Source organism: Streptomyces vulcanius (genome assembly GCF_042653945.1).
GTDB lineage: Bacteria > Actinomycetota > Actinomycetes > Streptomycetales > Streptomycetaceae > Streptomyces > Streptomyces mangrovi.
In genome coordinates this window covers 59,982-74,313 of record NZ_JBHSFK010000036.1, presented here as the reverse complement: position 1 = coordinate 74,313, position 14,332 = coordinate 59,982, and the positions used below count along the sequence as shown (strand labels likewise).

13 protein-coding genes and 3 tRNA genes are annotated in these 14,332 nt (G+C 69.8%); 9 read left to right on the top strand and 7 right to left on the bottom strand.

The window, feature by feature from the left end; translation table 11 throughout:
- Positions 1–5: 5 nt before the first annotated feature.
- The 3 genes from purF to ACFPIH_RS40660 all read right to left on the bottom strand — a co-directional run bounded on the left by purF (position 6) and on the right by ACFPIH_RS40660 (position 3,370).
- Complete coding sequence (gene purF / locus ACFPIH_RS40670) at positions 6–1,532, bottom strand: amidophosphoribosyltransferase (RefSeq protein ID WP_381171400.1); 1,527 nt, start codon at positions 1,530–1,532, stop codon at positions 6–8.
- Between the two features lie 253 nt (positions 1,533–1,785).
- Complete coding sequence (locus ACFPIH_RS40665) at positions 1,786–2,583, bottom strand: maleylpyruvate isomerase family mycothiol-dependent enzyme (RefSeq protein WP_381171398.1); 798 nt, start codon at positions 2,581–2,583, stop codon at positions 1,786–1,788.
- Positions 2,584–2,719: 136 nt separating this feature from the next.
- Positions 2,720–3,370, bottom strand: a complete 651-nt coding sequence (locus ACFPIH_RS40660) for a TetR/AcrR family transcriptional regulator (RefSeq protein ID WP_381171396.1) — start codon at positions 3,368–3,370, stop codon at positions 2,720–2,722.
- Between the two features lie 112 nt (positions 3,371–3,482).
- On the opposite strand from ACFPIH_RS40660, the gene ACFPIH_RS40655 reads away from it, so the two are divergent.
- Complete coding sequence (locus ACFPIH_RS40655) at positions 3,483–4,946, top strand: MFS transporter (protein WP_381171394.1); 1,464 nt, start codon at positions 3,483–3,485, stop codon at positions 4,944–4,946.
- Between the two features lie 112 nt (positions 4,947–5,058).
- Here ACFPIH_RS40655 and purL read toward each other — a convergent pair whose 3' ends face one another.
- Genes purL through purS form a run of 3 tightly spaced genes read right to left on the bottom strand, consistent with a single transcriptional unit; the run spans position 5,059 to position 8,254 of the window.
- Positions 5,059–7,317 carry a phosphoribosylformylglycinamidine synthase subunit PurL gene (gene purL / locus ACFPIH_RS40650; protein WP_381171392.1) on the bottom strand — a complete coding sequence of 753 codons (2,259 nt, stop codon included), beginning with the start codon at positions 7,315–7,317 and terminating at the stop codon, positions 5,059–5,061.
- On the bottom strand, positions 7,314–7,994 hold the full coding sequence (gene purQ, locus ACFPIH_RS40645; RefSeq protein ID WP_381171390.1) for a phosphoribosylformylglycinamidine synthase subunit PurQ: 681 nt from the start codon (positions 7,992–7,994) through the stop codon (positions 7,314–7,316). The genes purL and purQ overlap by 4 nt, the downstream gene beginning before the upstream one ends.
- On the bottom strand, positions 7,991–8,254 hold the full coding sequence (gene purS / locus ACFPIH_RS40640; RefSeq protein WP_093501106.1) for a phosphoribosylformylglycinamidine synthase subunit PurS: 264 nt from the start codon (positions 8,252–8,254) through the stop codon (positions 7,991–7,993). Before purS ends, purQ begins: the two co-directional genes overlap by 4 nt.
- Before the next feature lie 363 nt (positions 8,255–8,617).
- On the opposite strand from purS, the gene ACFPIH_RS40635 reads away from it, so the two are divergent.
- The 8 genes from ACFPIH_RS40635 to ACFPIH_RS40600 all read left to right on the top strand — a co-directional run bounded on the left by ACFPIH_RS40635 (position 8,618) and on the right by ACFPIH_RS40600 (position 13,326).
- The gene (locus ACFPIH_RS40635) at positions 8,618–8,935 is read left to right on the top strand and encodes a histone-like nucleoid-structuring protein Lsr2 (protein WP_381171388.1); all 318 of its coding nucleotides are present in this window, start codon (positions 8,618–8,620) and stop codon (positions 8,933–8,935) included.
- A 139-nt stretch (positions 8,936–9,074) separates the two neighbouring features.
- Positions 9,075–9,146: transfer RNA gene (locus ACFPIH_RS40630), tRNA-Gly, on the top strand.
- An 80-nt stretch (positions 9,147–9,226) separates the two neighbouring features.
- Positions 9,227–9,302, top strand: a tRNA-Gly gene (locus ACFPIH_RS40625).
- 133 nt (positions 9,303–9,435) lie between these two features.
- Positions 9,436–10,389: an ABC transporter ATP-binding protein gene (locus ACFPIH_RS40620; protein WP_381171386.1), complete on the top strand. Its 954-nt coding sequence runs from the start codon at positions 9,436–9,438 to the stop codon at positions 10,387–10,389.
- 158 nt (positions 10,390–10,547) lie between these two features.
- Complete coding sequence (locus tag ACFPIH_RS40615; RefSeq protein ID WP_381171488.1) at positions 10,548–11,291, top strand: ABC transporter permease; 744 nt, start codon at positions 10,548–10,550, stop codon at positions 11,289–11,291.
- A 20-nt stretch (positions 11,292–11,311) separates the two neighbouring features.
- The gene (locus ACFPIH_RS40610) at positions 11,312–12,622 is read left to right on the top strand and encodes a sensor histidine kinase (protein ID WP_381171384.1); all 1,311 of its coding nucleotides are present in this window, start codon (positions 11,312–11,314) and stop codon (positions 12,620–12,622) included.
- On the top strand, positions 12,619–13,227 hold the full coding sequence (locus ACFPIH_RS40605) for a response regulator (RefSeq protein ID WP_381171382.1): 609 nt from the start codon (positions 12,619–12,621) through the stop codon (positions 13,225–13,227). The genes ACFPIH_RS40610 and ACFPIH_RS40605 overlap by 4 nt, the downstream gene beginning before the upstream one ends.
- A 23-nt stretch (positions 13,228–13,250) precedes the next feature.
- Positions 13,251–13,326 (top strand) — tRNA-Gly (locus tag ACFPIH_RS40600).
- 75 nt (positions 13,327–13,401) lie between these two features.
- On the opposite strand, the gene ACFPIH_RS40595 is transcribed toward ACFPIH_RS40600, so the two are convergent.
- Entirely contained in the window at positions 13,402–14,301 is a 900-nt protein-coding gene (locus ACFPIH_RS40595) for a phosphoribosylaminoimidazolesuccinocarboxamide synthase (protein ID WP_381171380.1), read from the bottom strand.
- Positions 14,302–14,332 lie beyond the last annotated feature (31 nt).

Sequence of the window (14,332 nt, the reverse complement as noted above, 5' to 3'; positions counted from 1 at the left end):
GAGGCTTACGGGCGACGGATCGCGTCGGCCGCGGCCGTGGCTGCCGGACCGGCCGCCAGTTCGGTCTCCAGGAGCTGCTTGCCGAGCAGTTCGGGGTCCGGGAGCTCCATCGGGTACTCGCCGTCGAAGCAGGCGCGGCAGAGGTTCGGCTTGGCGATGGTGGTCGCCTCGATCATGCCGTCGAGGGAGATGTACGCCAGGGAGTCGGCGCCGAGCGAGGTGCCGATCTCGTCGGTGGTCATGCCGTTGGCGATGAGCTCCGCGCGCGTGGCGAAGTCGATGCCGAAGAAGCAGGGCCACTTGACGGGGGGCGAGGAGATCCGGATGTGGACCTCCGCCGCGCCCGCCTCGCGGAGCATCCGCACCAGGGCGCGCTGCGTGTTGCCACGCACGATCGAGTCGTCGACGACGACCAGGCGCTTGCCCTTGATGACTTCCTTGAGCGGGTTCAGCTTCAGACGGATGCCGAGCTGGCGGATGGTCTGCGAGGGCTGGATGAAGGTCCGGCCGACGTAGGCGTTCTTGACCAGGCCGTTGCCGAAGGGGATGCCCGAGGCCTCCGCGTAGCCGACGGCGGCGGGGGTGCCGGACTCCGGGGTCGCTATGACCAGATCGGCGTCGACGGGTGCTTCCTTGGCGAGCTTGCGGCCCATCTCCACGCGGGAGAGGTACACGTTCCGGCCGGCGATGTCGGTGTCGGGCCGGGCCAGGTACACGTACTCGAAGATGCAGCCCTTGGGCTTCGCTTCCGCGAATCGAGAGGCGCGGAGGCCGTTCTCGTCGATGGCGATGAACTCGCCCGGCTCGATCTCCCGGACGAAGCTGGCGCCGGTGATGTCGAGGGCGGCGGTCTCGGAGGCGACGACCCAGCCGCGCTCCAGGCGGCCGAGGACCAGCGGACGGATGCCCTGCGGGTCGCGGGCCGCGTAAAGGGTGTGCTCGTCCATGAAGGCGAGCGAGAAGGCGCCCGCGACCTGCGGGAGCACCGCGTGGGCGGCCTCCTCGATGGTCAGCGGATTGCCGTCCTTGTCGACCTGGGCGGCCAGGAGGGCCGTGAGCAGGTCGGTGTCGTTGGTCGCCGCGACGCGCGGGGTGCGGCCGTCCTGCTTGGGCAGGTCGGCGACCATCTCGGCGAGCTGGGCGGTGTTGACGAGATTGCCGTTGTGGCCGAGCGCGATCGAGCCGTGCGCGGTGGCGCGGAACGTCGGCTGGGCGTTCTCCCACACGGAGGCGCCGGTGGTCGAGTAGCGGGCGTGTCCGACCGCGATATGACCCTGGAGCGAACCGAGCGAGGTCTCGTCGAAGACCTGGGAGACGAGGCCCATGTCCTTGAAGACAAGGATCTGTGAGCCGTTGCTGACCGCGATTCCCGCGGATTCCTGGCCTCGATGCTGGAGGGCGTAGAGCCCGAAGTAAGTGAGCTTGGCGACCTCTTCACCGGGAGCCCAGACTCCGAAGACGCCGCAAGCGTCCTGGGGGCCTTTCTCGCCGGGGAGCAGATCATGACTGAGTCGACCGTCACCACGTGGCACGCTTCCGAGTGTAGGCGAGGTCGACCACTGGTCCGAATTGGGGATACCTGCCGGTAACTGGATCATCGTCCGGTGGACACGTCCATGATCGACTGATTTCCGCAGGTCACATGCGCTATACGGCAATCCGTCGGCGGTCGGCCCGACAACGCGGACGCGCGTGGACGGTCGCGTTCTGTATTCACGAGTGAGGTGTCGCACACCAATCGGCGGACTGCGGGGCGGGAGATGGGCGGATTGCGGCTGCCGCCGCTCAGGACATGACGGGCAGGAGTCCTTCCAGGTCGGCTCGTTCGCCGCTCGCGGTCACCTTCCCCTCGGCCACGGCCTCCCGCCAGGTCAGCCGGCCGGTGGCCAGCCGGACCCAGGTGAGCGGGTCGGTCTCGACGACGTTGGGCGGGGTGCCACGGGTGTGCCTCGGCCCCTCGACGCACTGCACGACGGCGTACGGCGGCACCCGCACCTCGGTCGCGCCGCCGGGCGCCGCCGCGGCGAGGGTGTCGGCGAGGAGGCGGGTGGCGGCGGCCAGTGCCTGACGGTCGAGGGGGACGTCGAGTCCGGGGACGGCGGCGTTCAGGTCGTCGGTGTGGACGACGAGTTCGACGGTGCGGGTGACGACGTAGTCGTCGAGCGGGAGGGGACCCGCGTTGGTGTCGAGCAGCCGGGTGCCGGGGTGTTCGGCGAGGGCGGCGGTGAAGTGCCGCTCGGTGTCGGCGAGATGGGCCACCGGGTCCGGGTGGTGCTCGGCGAGGTCGCGGGCGCGGTCGGCGATGGCCGGGGCCTCCGGGCCGATCGCGGGCGGCCAGTCGACCAGCGCACCGGCCTTGCCTTGCGGCTCGGGCCGGCCGAGCAGCAGGGTGACGGCGCCGAGGGCCATCCCGAAGTGCGCGACCAGATCCCGTACGGTCCACTCCCCGAGCCGCGTCGGCAGCGCGAGCTGCGCGGGGGTGAGGCCGCCGACGGCCTCCCGAACGTTCCCGAACTGCGCCAGGACCGCGGCCCTGGTCCTACCGGGGTCATAGGTACGCGCACGCTTCTTGACCGGAGGCATGACGGGGAGCCTAGTGGGCGGGGGTGCGGGGCCGAGAGGTGGGCGCGGGGAGCCGGGGCGCGTAGATGATCGGGGCGCGGCAGGCAGCTCGGTCGGGCGGGCCAAGGCGAGCCGGTGAGTCCCGTCGGCCTCCCACTCACTGCCGACGGGCGAAGTCCCGCAGGCCGTTCTCCACCAGGGCGAAGGCGTCGCGGGCGCGATCCGCGGCGTCGCGGGCGACCTCATCGACGGTCTCGCCGGCGTCGATGCGGCGGTGATGTTCCTCGACCAGGGCATTGCGGGCCGCGCTGAGGGTGGCGGCGGCGATGAGGGCGAGCGTGGCGTCGCCGGTCTCCTCCGTGAGCTGGTCGGCGAGCGCGCGGGCGCCCTTCTCGGAGGTGAGGTACGCACGCTCCATCAGTACGGGTGTGTCGATGATGAGCTGGCGGATCCGGCGGGCGTACGGCTCGGCGTGCAGGCCGACCGAGGGGTCCCGGGTCTCGACCATCTCCAGGAACTGGCGCCGCACGGCGGCCACCGCGGACTCGCCGGGCGCACGGTCGCGCACGGCGCGGGCGGCGTCGGAGAAGTGCTCCTCGATGGGCCGGAAGACCAGATCTTCTTTGCTCCCGAAGTAGTTGAACACGGTCATCTTCGAGACCTCGGCGGCGTCCGCGATCTCCTGCACCGAGACCGCGTCGAAGCTCTTCTCCAGGAACAGCTCCACCGCGGTCCGGTAGATCCGCAGCGCGGTCTGCAGCTTCTTGCGCTCGCGCAGCCCCATCGTCGCCTCAGCCCCAGCAGCCATGACACTACTGTACCAAGACGAAATTTAAGCCCAGGCTATTTTTCATCGTGGATCAAAAGTCATACCGGATAAAACATTGACCCAGTCCACCATTGGCGGTCATCGTGGTGCCATGACCGAGACCCAACGCCGGATCGGCTTCCTCGTCTGCCTCGTGACGATCGTGCTGGCCGTCCTGGACATGCAGATCGTGTCCGCGGCCACCGTCCCGATCGTCCGCGACCTGGACCCCGATCACGGCATCGACAAGATTCCCTGGCTGGTCAGTGCCTTCGCGCTGGCCTCGGCCGCGGTGCTCCCGCTGTACGGCAAGTTCTGCGACGTCCTCGGCGCGAAGCGGGTGTTCCTGGGCGCCGTCGGCACGTTCCTGCTCGGCTCGGCGCTGTGCGGGGCAGCCCAGTCGATAGGCCAGCTGGTCGCCGCGCGGGCCGTGCAGGGCGTCGGCGCCGGAGGTCTGATGAGTGTCACGATGGTGGTGATCGCCCAGCTCAGAGGCCCCGGCGAGAAGGACGCCAAAGGCGCCGGCATGGGCGGGATCGTCTCCGGCGGCGGCATGGCGCTCGGCCCGTGGATCGGCGGGCTGCTCGCCGACCACGCGAGCTGGCGCTGGATCTTCTACGTCAACCTGCCGCTCGGCCTCGCCGTCCTGGTCCTCGGCGGCCTGGTCCTGAAACTGCCCCGGCACACCGAGCGCCGGCGCATCGACTTCCTCGGCGCGGCCCTGGCCGCCGCGTTCTCCACGACCCTGCTGCTGGTCACCGAGTGGGGAGGCAAGCAGTACGCCTGGTCGTCACCGCAGATCGTGTCCCTGGCCCTGGCCTCACTGGCAGCCCTGGGGCTGTTCCTGTGGCGCCAGGTCACCGCCGCGGAGCCGATCCTCCCGCTGTCCATGTTCCGGGTGCCGGAGCTGCGGTGGGGCTTCGCGATCCAGGGACTGATGGGCGCGGCCATGGTGGGCGCCATGTACTACGTGATGGTCTATCTGCAGGTCGCCCGAGGCATCGAGAGCTCCTCGGCGGGGCTGTATCTCATCCCCATGGCCATCGGTATGACAGCCGTCGGCATCGGCTCCGCAAAGCTCGCCGAACGGGGCTGGCCCGAGCGGACCTTCACCGTCGCAGGCTCGGCGATCGCCGCGGTCGCCTTCCTCCTCCTGTCCACACTCGGCGCCGACACCTCCCTGTGGCTGCTGCGGGCCTATCTGCTCCTCGTCGGCATGGGCTTCGGCACCCTGATCGGCCAGCTCATCCAACTGGTCCAGGAGGCGGCACCCCGCCACCAGCTCGGCGTCGCGACCACCGCCATCCGCTTCTTCCAGACCCTGGGCACAGCACTGGGCGCGGCCCTCTTCGGCACCCTGACAACCCGCCTGTACGACGGCCCGGGCCCCCTCGCCTCCCTTTCGGGCGCGGCCAGGACCACGGGACTGGAGTCGTACGTGTCCGCCCTCGACACGGTGTTCCTCTGCGGGGCCGCCGTCATGACCCTCTGCCTGATACTCGGCCTCCTGCTGCCCCGCCCCCGCCCGGCCCGGAACACTCCGGAACCGACAAGGGAACGGGTGACAGCGGCGTAGGCGAGAGGAACCAGGGAACGGCTGGAAACGGCGAAGGCCCCGGCCGGTTCGGTGGGCGGCGGGGCCTCGGTCGTCGTACGACTCACCTGCTACTAACTACTGCTACTGCTGGTTACGCGAGCAGCGCCGGGATCGTCTGCTCGTGGATCTCACGCAGTTCCTCCAGGGAGAGGGTGAACTCGCCCTGGACGTCCACGGTGTCGCCGTCGACGACACCGATGCGGGTGACCGGGAGGCCCCGGGCGCCGCACATGTCGTTGAAGCGGAGCTCCTCCGAGCGCGGGATGGCGACGACGGCGCGGCCGGCGGACTCGGAGAGGAGAAAGGTGAAGGCGTCGAGCCCGTCCGGTACGACCAGTCGCGCGCCCTTGCCGCCGAGCAGCGCGGACTCCACGACCGCCTGGATCAGACCGCCGTCGGACAGGTCGTGCGCGGAGTCGATCATGCCGTCGCGGGACGCGGAGATCAGGATCTCGGCCAGCAGGCGCTCGCGTTCCAGGTCGACCTTGGGGGGCAGTCCGCCGAGGTGGTCGTGGACGACCTGCGACCAGGCCGAGCCGCCGAACTCCTCGCGGGTGTCGCCGAGGAGGTAGAGCAGCTGGCCCTCCTCCTGGAAGGCGACCGGGGTGCGGCGTGCGACGTCGTCGATGACACCGAGGACCGCGACCACGGGGGTCGGGTGGATGGCGATCTCGCCCGTCTGGTTGTAGAGGGAGACATTGCCGCCGGTGACGGGCGTGCCGAGCTGGAGGCAGGCGTCGGCGAGACCGCGGACGGCCTCGGCGAACTGCCACATGACCGCGGGGTCCTCGGGGGAGCCGAAGTTCAGGCAGTCGGAGACGGCGAGCGGCTTGGCACCGGTCGTGGCGACGTTGCGGTAGGCCTCGGCGAGGGCCAGCTGGGCGCCGTGGTAGGGGTCGAGCTTGGCGTACCGGCCGTTGCCGTCCGTGGCGATGGCGACGCCGAGGCCGGACTCCTCGTCGATCCGGATCATGCCGGAGTCCTCGGGCTGGGCGAGGACGGTGTTGCCCTGCACGAAGTGGTCGTACTGGGAGGTGATCCACCGCTTGGAGGCCTGGTTGGGCGAGCCGACCAGCTTGAGAACCTGCTGCTTCAGCTCGTCCGAGGTCGCCGGCCTGGGCAGCTTGTTCGCGTCGTCGGCCTGGAGGGCGTCCTGCCAGGACGGGCGGGCGTAGGGGCGCTCGTAGACCGGGCCGTCGTGGGCGACGGTGCGCGGGTCGACGTCGACGATCTTGCCGCCGTGCCAGTAGATCTCCAGCCGGTCGCCGTCGGTGACCTCACCGATGACGGTGGCGATGACGTCCCACTTGTCGCAGATCTCGAGGAAGCGGTCGACCTTCTCGGGCTCGACGACCGCGCACATGCGTTCCTGCGACTCGCTCATGAGGATTTCCTCGGGCGAGAGGGTGGAGTCGCGGAGCGGGACGTCGTCGAGGGTGACGCGCATGCCGCCGGAGCCGTTGGACGCCAGCTCACTCGTCGCGCAGGACAGGCCGGCCGCGCCGAGGTCCTGGATGCCGACGACCAGCTTCTCCTTGAAGGCCTCCAGGGTGCACTCGATGAGGAGCTTCTCCTGGAAGGGGTCGCCGACCTGGACGGCGGGGCGCTTGGAGGGCTTGGCGTCGTCGAAGGTCTCGGAGGCGAGGATCGACGCGCCGCCGATGCCGTCGCCGCCGGTGCGGGCGCCGTACAGGATGACCTTGTTGCCCGCGCCGGAGGCCTTCGCGAGGTGGATGTCCTCGTGCCGCATGACGCCGATGGCGCCGGCGTTGACCAGCGGGTTGCCCTGGTAGCAGGCGTCGAAGACGACCTCGCCGCCGATGTTGGGCAGGCCCAGGCAGTTGCCGTAGCCGCCGATGCCGGCGACGACGCCCGGCAGGACGCGCTTGGTGTCGGGGTGGTCGGCGGCGCCGAAGCGCAGCGGGTCGACGACGGCGACCGGGCGGGCACCCATGGCGATGATGTCGCGGACGATGCCGCCGACGCCGGTGGCCGCGCCCTGGTAGGGCTCGACATAGGAGGGGTGGTTGTGCGACTCGACCTTGAAGGTCACGGCGTAGCCCTGGCCGACGTCGACCACGCCCGCGTTCTCGCCGATGCCGACGAGCAGGGCGTCGCTCTGCGGGGCCTTCTCGCCGAACTGGCGCAGATGGACCTTGGAGGACTTGTACGAGCAGTGCTCGGACCACATGACGGAGTACATGGCGAGTTCGGCGCCGGTCGGGCGGCGGCCGAGGATCTCCACCACCCGCTCGTACTCGTCCTTCTTCAGGCCGAGTTCGGCCCAGGGCAGCTCGACGTCGGGGGTCGCGGCCGCGTGCTCGACCGTGTCCAGAGGCGTCCGGCTCATACGTTGACCAGCTTCTTGAGGATCGAGGTGAAGAACGGCAGACCGTCGGTGCGGCCGGAGCCGATGAGGGGCTCGACGGCGTGCTCCGGGTGCGGCATCAGGCCGACGACGTTCCCGGCCGCGTTGGTGATGCCGGCGATGTCGTTGAGCGAGCCGTTGGGATTGAAGTCCAGGTAGCGGAAGGCGACGCGGCCCTCCGCCTCCAGCTCGTCGAGCGTGTGCTGGTCGGCGACGTAGCGGCCGTCCATGTTCTTCAGCGGGATGTGGATCTCCTGGCCGGACTCGTAGTCGGCGGTCCAGGCGGTGTCCGCGTTCTCCACCCGCAGCTTCTGGTCGCGGCAGATGAAGTGGAGGTGGTCGTTGCCGAGCATCCCGCCCGGAAGCAGATGGGCCTCGGTGAGGATCTGGAAGCCGTTGCAGATACCGAGGACCGGCAGGCCGGCCTTCGCCTGCTCGATGACGGTCTCCATCACCGGGGAGAAGCGGGAGATGGCGCCGGCGCGAAGATAGTCGCCGTAGGAGAAACCACCGGGGAGGACGACGGCGTCGGCCTGATGGAGGTTCTTGTCCTTGTGCCAGAGAGCGACCGGTTCGGCGCCCGCGAGACGGATCGCGCGCTGAGTGTCACGGTCGTCGAGGCTGCCCGGGAAAGTGACGACGCCAATACGAGCGGTCACTTCGCTGCCTCCGCGACTTCATCAACGCGGACCGTGAAGTCCTCGATCACGGTGTTGGCGAGGAAGGATTCCGCAAGATCATGGATGCGGGCGAGGGCGGCCTCGTCGACCGGACCGTCAACTTCCAGTTCGAATCGCTTTCCCTGACGTACGTCGGAGATGCCTTCGAAACCCAGCCGCGGCAGTGCGCGCTGCACCGCCTGGCCCTGGGGGTCGAGGATCTCCGGCTTGAGCATGACGTCGACTACGACGCGTGCCACTGGCACTCCCGGTGGTGTGGTGCTGAGCAGGCTCCTGCGGTGTCTCCGACAGGTACCTTCAGACTACCCGTACAAAATTTCTACGCGAGTAGAGTTGTAGGAAGGTACGTGAGCGCCATCACGATCAGGTATCGGACCAGTGCCTTCACGAAAAGTTCAGGGAAAGATCCGGGGGTAGATCCCGGCCGGGTATTGCGCCGGGACACGCGGGGAGATTTAGTCGGGCTTCACATTCGATTGCCGGGCACTGTACAAATGAATTGGCAATAGCCGATACTTTGCCCCGTTACTGGCGAACAGCCGACATCTCCGTGACGTCCTGGCACGTCATCGCAGAGCTGTCGCACGAAGGGACCGATATTCGTGGCGCAGAAGGTCGTGGTCACTCTCTTTGACGACATCGACGGCTCGGAAGCGGCGGAAACGATCGCCTTCGGACTCGACGGCAAGTCGTACGAGATCGACCTGAATGAAGCCAATGCCAAGAAACTGCGTAAGGCGCTCGCGCCCTACGTGGACGCCGGCCGCAAGCGGTCGCGGTCCGGCAAGGCGTACAAGCAGACGGAGATCGCCCCCGACCCGGCGGCGGTCCGCGCCTGGGCGCAGGCGAACAAGATGGAGGTGCCCGCCCGCGGGCGCATCCCCAAGAAGGTCTACGAGGCGTTCTCCGAGGCGCAGTGAGCCGTAGGCTCCTCCGGTTGCCCCCCGGGTCCGTCAGCGGGCCCTGGGGACAACCGACTTGCGTTACCCCCCACATGGTCGGCTAATGTCTGGAGCACGCCGCCGGGCAGGGCCGAAAAGCCCAGCTCACGGAGGCCACGCGGGTGTAGTTCAGTAGCAGAACATCCCCCTTCCAGGGGGAAGGCGCAGTGTGCGATTCCTGTCACCCGCTCTGCATCGCCGTCCTGACCACGGTTGTGGATCAGGTAGGCTGGTGCTCGCGCCGGTCGGTGAAAGCCGGTCGGATGCAATGCGGACGTAGCTCAGTTGGTAGAGCGCAACCTTGCCAAGGTTGAGGTCGCGAGTTCGAGCCTCGTCGTCCGCTCCAGTGAAGACCCCGGTCCTGCAGGACCGGGGTCTTTTCGTGTGTGCCCTATGTCGGTTGTCCGTCTGACATTTGTCATGGGGAGTGGTGACACCTCGCACTGCCGCCAGACCTCGTCTGCCGGGAGCCTTGAGGCATGGACACGAATGAACACGTGATTGAGGTCACCGACCTCCGGCGTGTGTACGGGGGCGGGTTCGAAGCGGTCCGTGGGATCTCCTTCCACGTCGGCCGCGGCGAGGTCTTCGCGCTGCTCGGTACCAACGGCGCCGGAAAGACATCGACCGTGGAGCTTCTCGAGGGGCTCGCGCGCCCCGACGGCGGGCGGATCCGCGTCCTCGGCCACGATCCGTACGCCGAGCGGGCCGCCGTACGGCCGCGCACCGGCGTGATGCTCCAGGAGGGCGGTTTCCCGTCCGAGCTGACCGTCGCCGAGACCGCGCGGATGTGGGCGGGCTGCGTGAGCGGAGCACGGCCGGTCGGGGAGGCGCTGGCCCTGGTCGGGCTCGCCGCGCGGGCCGCCGTACGCGTCAAGCAGCTGTCCGGGGGTGAGCGGCGGCGCCTCGACCTGGCGCTCGCACTGCTCGGCGATCCCGAGGTGCTGTTCCTGGACGAGCCGACCACCGGCCTGGACGCCGAGGGCCGCCGCGCTACCTGGGACCTGGTCCGCACTCTGCGCGACTCCGGTACGACCGTGCTGCTGACCACCCATTACCTGGAGGAGGCCGAGCAGCTCGCCGACCGGCTGGCCATCCTGCACGAAGGGCGGGTCGCGGCCACCGGGACTCCCGCCGAGGTGACGGCCGCCCAGCCGTCCCGGATCACGTTCGAGCTGCCCCAGGGGTACTTCGTGGGCGACCTGCCCCCGTTGAACACCCTCGGGGTGTCCGGTCACGAGGTCGAGGGGCGCGTCATACGGCTGCGCACGCGGGAGTTGCAGCGGGCGGCCACCGGGCTGCTCGTGTGGGCCGAGGAAGCCGGGGTCGAGCTGCGCGGGCTGGACGTGCGGTCGGCCTCGCTGGAGGAGGCGTTCCTGGGGATCGCCCGGGAGGCGTCGCAACGTACGGCGGTCGAGGGGGTCGCGGCATGAGCGGGGACACGGCAGGCGGGAACACCGTCGGCGGGAAGTCCGCCGGTGATAAGTCCGTCAGTGGGAACACCGTCGGCGGGAAGTCCGTCAGTGGGAACACCGTCGGCGGGAAGTCCGTCGCCCGGGAAGCGACCGCGGTGACCACACCGGCCGGTCGGATGGCCGCCCTCGCGCGGGCCGAGCTGACCCTGCTCGGGCGGAGCAGAAGCACCCTCCTGACGGCGGTGCTGGTGCCGCTCGTGCTGCCGGTCAGCCTGACCTCGGTGGTCGACGACATGGACGTGGCGGACGCCGGTCTCACCACCGGTCTGGTGCTGCTGCCCGCGGCGATCGGCTTCTCGCTGCTGTTCGGGGTGTACTCGGCGCTGGCCGCCATCTACACAGCACGGCGCGAGGAACTCGTGCTGAAGCGGCTGCGCACCGGCGAGCTGCGGGACGCCGAGATCCTGTCCGGCACGGCGCTGCCCGTCCTCACCACGGGCCTGGTGCAGTCCCTGGTGCTGGTCGCGGGATCCACCGTCCTGCTCGACATACCCGCGCCCGAGGCGCCCCAGCTCGCCGTCCTGGGGCTGCTGTTCGGGCTGGTGCTGTGCGCGGCGCTGGCGGCGGTCACCGCGGCCTTGACCCGGACCGTGGAGAGCGCCCAGGTCACCACCATGCCGATGGTGTTCGTCTCGATGATCGGCTCCGGGGTGACCGTCCCCCTGGAACTGCTGCCAGACAACCTGGCGTCCGCCTGCGAACTGCTGCCACTGACACCGGTGATCACCCTCGTGCGCGGTGGCTGGACCGGCGACCTGGGCGTGCACGACGCTCTGGGAGCCATCGGCACCGCGCTGGCCTGGACCGCACTGGCGGTGTTTGCTGTACGACGGTGGTTCCGGTGGGAGCCCAGGCGCTGAGAACGGGGGGCGACGGGAACATGCGCGGTCCGGGGGGCTGGTGGCGGCGGAAGAGCACGCCGGAGAAGTTCGAGACGTACACGCGAGGGTCGTTCCACTTCTTCGGCGTGAGCGAGGTCGCGGGGATCGGGCTGCCGTCCCTCGGCGCGCTGGGACCGGGGCTCGGCGGAACGCTGCTGGCCCTCGTGGCACTGCACGCCACGGTCTCCATGCTCACGGCGTCCCGGGCGCTGGACTGGACCCGGGGGCGGCGGGCGCGGCCCGTGCGGCTGCTGTGGACGCTCGCCACCCTGACCATCGCCATAGCCGTCCTGGCCATCGGAATCGCCGAGCACGGGCCGGACCACGACAGCGTCGCCGCCACCGCGGGCGGGGTCTTCGCAATCGTCATGATCGTCGGGCCCGGGGTCATCACGCTCGGCGTGCGCGAACGACGGCACGTGTACGCGATCGTGGGCGGATTCGCCGTCGGCACGGGAGCGGTCTCGTTCCCGCTGGGAGTCCCCGCGCCGGCCGTCGCGCTCAGCGTGCTCGGCATCTTCCTCGGTTGCGGGCTGCTCGCCTTCACCGCCGTCTTCTCCGTCTGGCTGCTCGACGCCGTCTACGAGCTCGACGAGGCCCGGGATACTCGTGCGCGGCTCGCGGTCGCCGAGGAGCGGCTGCGGTTCGGGCGGGATCTGCACGATGTGATGGGGCGCAACCTCGCGGTGATCGCCCTCAAGAGCGAGCTGGCCGTGCAGCTGGCCCGGCGTGGGCGGCCGGAGGCCGTGGAGCAGATGATCGAGGTGCAGCGGATAGCGCAGGAGTCGCAGCGAGAGGTACGGGCCGTCGTACGGGGCTATCGGGACGCCGATCTGGGCGTCGAACTCGCCGGTGCACAGGGGGTGTTGACGGCTGCCGGGATCGTCTGCGAGGTGCGTGGGGAGGCCGGGGGGCTGCCCGGTGAGGTGCAGTCGGCACTCGGGTGGGTGGTACGGGAGACGACGACGAACGTGCTGCGGCACGGGGATGCCGGGCACTGTTCGGTGGGGCTGCGGGTGACGGAGGAGCGCGTGGTGCTGACGGTGGAGAACGACGGCGCGGAGGCCACCGGAAGCGGGGGCGGGGGTTCCGGGCTCGCCGGGCTGCGGGAGCGGTTGCGGCAGGTCGACGGGACGCTCCAGGCCGGCTTCGCCGGGGCGGGGCTGTTCCGGGTGGTGGCCGAGGTGCCGCTGAGCGGGAGAAACGAGAAGAGCGGGAGGAACGAGACGAGCGGGAGGAACGAGACGAGCGGGGAGTCCGAGACTGGCGGGAAGAGCGTGCAGAACGTGGTGGGTGAGGTCGCTTCATGACGGTTCGGGTGCTGCTGGCCGACGACGAGCACCTCATCCGGGGTGCGCTGGCCGCGCTGCTGTCCCTGGAGGACGACCTGGTGGTCGTCGCCGAGGCGGCCACCGGGCCGGAGGCGCTCGCGATGGCGCGGGCCCATTCACCGGACGTGGCGGTGCTCGATCTCCAGATGCCGGGCGCGGACGGTGTGAAGGTCGCCACATCGCTGCGGGCCGAACTGCCCGCATGCCGCGTGCTGATCGTCACGAGTCACGGCAGGCCGGGGCATCTGAAGCGGGCGCTGGCGGCTGGGGTGCGGGGATTCGTCCCGAAGACGGTGAGCGCCCAGCGGATCGCGGAGATCATCCGGACCGTGCACGCGGGAAACCGGTACGTCGATCCCGAGTTGGCCGCCGACGCGATCGCCGCCGGGGATTCCCCGCTGACCTTGCGCGAGGCGGAGGTACTCGAACTCGCCGCCGACGGGGCGCCGGTCACGGAGATCGCCGAACGGGCCGCGCTGTCACCGGGGACGGTACGGAACTATCTCTCGTCGGCCGCCTCCAAACTCGGGGCGGAGAACCGTCACGCGGCAGTACGTCTCGCCCGCGAGCGGGGTTGGGTATAGTTGGCTTCGCGCTTCGGCGCACTGCGGACGTAGCTCAGTTGGTAGAGCGCAACCTTGCCAAGGTTGAGGTCGCGAGTTCGAACCTCGTCGTCCGCTCCAGTTCGAGAGTGCAACTCCAGTGAGGCCCCCGGTTCCCCGGGGGCTTTTCGCGTTGCGCCCAACGCGTTGAAGGCGTTACGCCCAGGTGGTGCTTGTCAGGCGTTCGTATGCCTCGACGTACTTCGCGCGGGTCGCCTCGACGATGGGCTCGGGCAGCGGCGGCGGGGGCTGCTCGCTCGCGCGGTCCCAGCCCGACTCGGCCGAGGTCAGCCAGTCCCGGACGAACTGCTTGTCGTACGACTGCTGCGCGCGGCCCGGCTGCCACTGGTCGGCCGGCCAGAAGCGGGAGGAGTCCGGGGTGAGGACCTCGTCGGCGAGGACAAGGCCGTCGTCCTCGAAGCCGAACTCGAACTTGGTGTCCGCGAGGATGATGCCCCGGTCGCGGGCGATGTCCCGGGCCCGGCCGTAGACGGCGAGGGTCGCCTGGCGGAGCTGGGCGGCGGTCTCGGCGCCGACCTGGCGGGCGACCTCCTCGTAGGAGACGTTCTCGTCGTGCTCGCCGACGGCGGCCTTGGTGGCCGGGGTGAAGATCGGGGCGGGGAGTTCGCTGCCGTCGACCAGGCCCTCGGGGAGGGCGAGGCCGCAGACCGTGCGGGACGCGTCGTACTCGACCAGGCCGGAGCCGGTGAGGTAGCCGCGGGCCACACACTCGACGGGGACCATCCGCAGCGACTTGCAGACGAGCGTGCGGCCGGCCCAGTCGGCGGGGGCGTCGGCCGGGAGTTCCGTGCTGAGGACGTGGTTCGGGACCAGGTCGGCGAGCTGGTCGAACCACCACAGGGAGAGCTGGGTGAGGATGCGGCCCTTGTCGGGGATCTCGGTCGGCAGCACCCAGTCGAAGGCGGACGTGCGGTCGCTGGCGACCATCACGAGGTCGCCCGCCTCGTTCTGGTACAGCTCGCGCACCTTGCCGGTGTGCAGATGCACCAGGCCCGGCACCTCGAGGGGCTCGGGCTTTTCTACGAATCCGGACACGGTTCCTCCCCGTGATTCTGTCCTGGGGCTT

What these genes read in the sequence shown, in the direction of transcription:
- ACFPIH_RS40665 (WP_381171398.1), bottom strand. Translation starts at nt 2,583, where the DNA reads ATGCCTCCGGTCAAGAAGCGTGCGCGTACCTATGACCCCGGTAGGACC.
- ACFPIH_RS40660 (WP_381171396.1), bottom strand. Translation starts at nt 3,370, where the DNA reads ATGGCTGCTGGGGCTGAGGCGACGATGGGGCTGCGCGAGCGCAAGAAG.
- ACFPIH_RS40655 (WP_381171394.1), top strand. Translation starts at nt 3,483, where the DNA reads ATGACCGAGACCCAACGCCGGATCGGCTTCCTCGTCTGCCTCGTGACG.
- purL (WP_381171392.1), bottom strand. Translation starts at nt 7,317, where the DNA reads ATGAGCCGGACGCCTCTGGACACGGTCGAGCACGCGGCCGCGACCCCC.
- ACFPIH_RS40620 (WP_381171386.1), top strand. Translation starts at nt 9,436, where the DNA reads ATGGACACGAATGAACACGTGATTGAGGTCACCGACCTCCGGCGTGTG.
- ACFPIH_RS40615 (WP_381171488.1), top strand. Translation starts at nt 10,548, where the DNA reads ATGGCCGCCCTCGCGCGGGCCGAGCTGACCCTGCTCGGGCGGAGCAGA.
- ACFPIH_RS40610 (WP_381171384.1), top strand. Translation starts at nt 11,312, where the DNA reads ATGCGCGGTCCGGGGGGCTGGTGGCGGCGGAAGAGCACGCCGGAGAAG.
- ACFPIH_RS40605 (WP_381171382.1), top strand. Translation starts at nt 12,619, where the DNA reads ATGACGGTTCGGGTGCTGCTGGCCGACGACGAGCACCTCATCCGGGGT.